Annotated in this window: 3 protein-coding genes; 2 read left to right on the top strand and 1 reads right to left on the bottom strand. The window is 47.2% G+C overall.

Going from position 1 to position 4,278, the window contains the following annotated elements:
• On the top strand, window positions 1-1,565 hold a 1,565-nt coding region (locus ACLFWI_RS27555), incomplete at its 5' end, for a DUF4335 domain-containing protein (RefSeq protein WP_446415585.1).
• A 52-nt stretch (window positions 1,566-1,617) separates the two neighbouring features.
• On the opposite strand, the gene ACLFWI_RS27550 is transcribed toward ACLFWI_RS27555, so the two are convergent.
• The gene (locus ACLFWI_RS27550; RefSeq protein ID WP_446409706.1) at window positions 1,618-2,259 is read right to left on the bottom strand and encodes a restriction endonuclease subunit R; all 642 of its coding nucleotides are present in this window, start codon (window positions 2,257-2,259) and stop codon (window positions 1,618-1,620) included.
• A gap of 267 nt (window positions 2,260-2,526) precedes the next feature.
• Here ACLFWI_RS27550 and ACLFWI_RS27545 point away from each other — a divergent pair, with 267 nt between their 5' ends.
• Window positions 2,527-4,110 carry a B12-binding domain-containing radical SAM protein gene (locus tag ACLFWI_RS27545; protein ID WP_446415584.1) on the top strand — a complete coding sequence of 528 codons (1,584 nt, stop codon included), beginning with the start codon at window positions 2,527-2,529 and terminating at the stop codon, window positions 4,108-4,110.
• The last annotated feature ends 168 nt before the right edge of the window (window positions 4,111-4,278 follow it).

The following is a 4,278-nucleotide window of genomic DNA, read 5'->3' as shown; positions in this document are numbered from 1 at the left end:
CTAGCTCAGTTCTACGCCGCTATACGCCACCCACCTGCACTCTGGAAATTGTGGCAAAAACGTCACCCCTGTCGCGATGGGTGGGGAAGTCTGTGGTGAAAGACTTACGGTTTGAATTACATTTTGATGATCCGCGACAGCCTGAGGAAAAGCTGGTGGCGATAAAAGGCGATCGCACAGAACTGGATGTCTTATATGAGGCAGTAAGTCACTACGTCCAAAACTTTCTCAACACCTCTCCCCAACCCTTATCCTGGACTAATCTAACGTCTTCTGTACAAACAGATAATCCAGGTGAATTTGAATCTAATATCCCAGAACCCGCCTCTCCTATTTCAATAGTTACCTCTGATCAACCTTCCAACAATCAAGAGTCTGAACTACCATCCACAAAATTACAACCGTTAAAACCCCGGACATTGCCCTTAGGCATTACACTACAACCCAAAGGATTAGTAACCCATGAATTAGTTCTCGGTCAACTGGCAAACGAAGACTCTGGATCAGTTGTTTACTTAAGTGTCCTCCAACTGTTCGACTTAGCCACCGCTTTAGATGATTATGCCGCAGAAATTTTAGCCTTACCCAATCTTAATCGTGCGGGTAAAGCCAAAGTTCTACCCCTGTGGACAAAAGCCGCCGCCGTCGTCGTGTTAGCCGTCGGAGTAACAACAGCAGGTGTGAGATGGTTCAATCAATCCCAATTAACTCAGGAAACTGCAACTCTCAATACAGCTTCGGATGCACCGGAAGAAGTCCCCTCCAACCTAGCTCAAGAACTGCCCACACCAACACCATCCCCTTTACCTTCGCCACCTTCGCCAATTCCAACGCCAACAGTACCGCCTTCATTAGCCAACGCGCCCACAGTACCTCCTCCCAAACCCGTTAAACCCCCAGCACCATCGACTCGGAGTTCGTCACCCGCACCTGCACCCCAACGTCAGGAGATTGCCATCACACCTCCACCCCAGCGCCCTGCGGCTCAACCTGTGCCGAGTATACCAGCATCCCCGTCAACTCCACTCCCTACCCAGCCTAGTCGCCCTCCAGCGCCGACTGGGAATGTGCCAAAGTCCCGGAGTTCGACCCAAGTACCCGCGACACCCCCACCTCTGCCCGTATTTCCCCCTCTTGATGTCACTCCAGCTACACCGGAACTCCCAGACGTGATCAGTAGTCCCTCAGTAACCGCCCGTCGTCCTTCTTTGCCAACGGATACGGAGATAGAGTCAACCGAATTAGATGATACCAATGATGCCGCCAGAGGTAGACTCTTTGATACGATTCCTCAAGTTGCCCAAGCAAGAACCTACCTGCAACAGCGATGGCAACCGCCAGAAGACTTGACAAAAGCGCTAGAGTATCAGCTATTTATCGCCCCAGATGGTTCCATTGAACGGATTATTCCTCTCGGACAAGCCTCACAAGTTCACATTGAAGAAACTGGTATTCCCTTAGTAGGTGAACCGTTTGTTTCACCTATTGAAGGAGACAGGAATCCTACCATTCGGGTTGTCCTGAATCCGAATGGTCAAGTTGAGACATTTTTAGAGGATATGTAAAAGAAATGAGCTCCCTACCCCCCCACAACACTTATTCAGCAGCCCCTATTTATTAGGGATTCCAGTTGCGGATAGCCTTGAGTACCTGAAGCAACTGAATGGCGCGATCGCTCTCGAGTAAACTTAATGTTGGCATATACTGATAAGTCAGCACTTCTGCTTTAGCGACATGGAAAAACTGATAGGTTGCGCCGTTGGTGACTAAACCCCAAACAGAAGACTGCTGTTCCAGACTTGGGTGGGCATAGGTCAACATTTGAGCAATTCCCGAAAATTCTGAAGCAGCTACATTCTTACTTTCAACAATCAGCACCCAGAGTAAAGTTGCCAGCGATGTTTCAACCCTTCGATTCACCGCCACAAGGTCAAAACGTCCCCGAATATGGGTATCTTTATCTTCGATATAAATTTGCTGAATATCTTCTTCAACTCGTAACTCAATCGGGGAGCGGTTGTAACCTGCTAATCGCAGCATGGGATTGATAGAAATTAACTTGGCTTGCCCTTCAGAGACTTTTCCACGCCGGAGATACGCTAGAAAATCGGCTCTAATTTGTTGCAGTTCTTGCCAATCTAAGTCGGTGAGAGGTTCTAAGGTTAGGAAATCATTAAAGCTGCCATCGTACATCGGGATGAAACCGAGTATAGTCTCAACCTCTTCTAGCGTAATCTCCCTAGCTCTAAAGATAACCATAATGTTGACTGAAGACGTTCCTCAAGAGACAATAGTGTAATCTTCACCTTACTTGCCTCATACGCTACAAAAATCATAACCTAGTGGTGCGATCGCACAGGGGATTTTATCACCGACTTTTCGCAACCCCACTGTATTGTGGCAAAATTCCCCCCATCAGAAGAATCGCGATCGCAAGCAAAGGCGTATACTATGGGGAATTGGGAATTGGAAGACCCTAAACACAGGAGAATTCCTTCATTTCCATTGTCCACTACCTAAACTGCCATGCGCGTTTTACTCCTTTATCCCCAGTTTCCCAAATCCTTTTGGTCCTTTGACAAAGCTATCGAACTGGTTGGACGCAAGGTGACTCTGCCGCCCTTGGGTATGATTACAGTAGCAGCGATATTGCCTCAGACTTGGGAATTCCGTCTGGTAGACCGGAATGCAAGGTTAGAAACTCAAGCCGATTGGGATTGGGCAGATTTAGTTATTGTATCTGGGATGATTGTGCAGAAACCGGATTTGCTGCATATCATTCGGGAAGCCAAGCGGCGCGGGAAGACTGTTGCAGCCGGAGGTCCCTATTTTACCTCTGTACCCGATACAGCATTACAAGCTGGGGTCGATTTTCTAATTTTGGATGAGGGAGAAATTACTTTACCCAAGTTTGTCGAAGCCCTGGAACGCGGAGAAACCTCTGGCGTATTCCGTTCTGATGGAGAAAAGCCGGATGTCACCAATACCCCGATTCCTCGTTATGACTTACTGAATTTAAGCGACTACAGTGATATGTCGGTACAGTTTTCTAGAGGCTGTCCATTTCAGTGTGAGTTTTGTGACATTATTGTCCTCTATGGGCGCAAGCCGCGCACGAAAAGCCCAGCCCAACTACTCGCCGAGTTACAACGACTCTATGATTTGGGGTGGCGGCGTTCGATTTTCTTAGTAGATGATAATTTTATTGGCAATAAGCGGAACGTCAAGCTATTACTGCGAGAAATGGGTCCCTGGATGGCGGAACGCGGCTATCCGTTCCGCTTAAGTACCGAAGCTTCGGTGGATTTGGCACAGGATCAGGAATTACTGGATTTGATGATAGCGGCTAACTTTACGGGTGTGTTTTTGGGTATTGAAACACCTGATACGGAGAGTTTATCCCTCACCCAAAAATTTCAAAATACTCGCAACTCTCTGATGGAAGCCGTACAAACGATAAATAAGACTGGACTGCGGGTGATGGCAGGCTTTATTATTGGCTTTGATGGGGAAAAATCCGGAGCAGGCGATCGCATTATCCAGTTTGTAGAAGCCACAGCCATTCCTCAAGCTATGGTGAGTATGCTTCAGGCTTTACCCAATACAGCATTATGGCATCGACTCAAGCGAGAGGGGCGTCTGTTAGAAGAAGATAAGGAAGCCAATATTCACCAAGGAACCCTAATTAATTTTATCCCCACTCGTCCTGTAGAAGAAATGGCTCGCGAATATGTCAGTTGTTTCTGGGAACTGTACGAACCCCACCGTTATCTGGGGCGAGTGCATCGCCATTTCCTCCAGATGCAACCCACGCCGCACAAGCGTAAATTCAAGATACCAGATTGGATGACTCTGCGGGCGCTATTAATTATTATGTGGCGACAGGGAGTCAAGCGTTACACTCGGTTCCAATTTTGGCGTCAATTATTCTCGATTTTGCGAAACAATCCCCGCATCTTTGAGCGTTATATCGTCAATTGCGCTCATCTGGAGCATTTTCTGGAATACCGTCAAATTGTCCGGGATAATATTGAAGCACAATTAGCGGAGTATTTAGCCGAAAAAGCCAAGCTTTCTGCTGAAGTAAGACAAACCGAATTAGTCAGCTAAATTAATTACTGGCGTGGTATAAGCTGTTTTGCATTTAAACCTTAATGTCAATAATGACGAAATCCTTGCCGTAGTAGTGCGAGCATCTTGCTCGCTACATTGCTACATTGAGCATCTTGCTGGCTAAATTGAGCATCTTGCTGGCTAAATTGAGCATCTTGCTGGCTA

It is taken from the genome of Coleofasciculus sp., assembly GCF_046539235.1.
GTDB lineage: Bacteria > Cyanobacteriota > Cyanobacteriia > Cyanobacteriales > Coleofasciculaceae > Coleofasciculus.
Note: the sequence above shows the minus strand (reverse complement) of the source record. Positions and strands in the feature narration are given on the sequence as shown.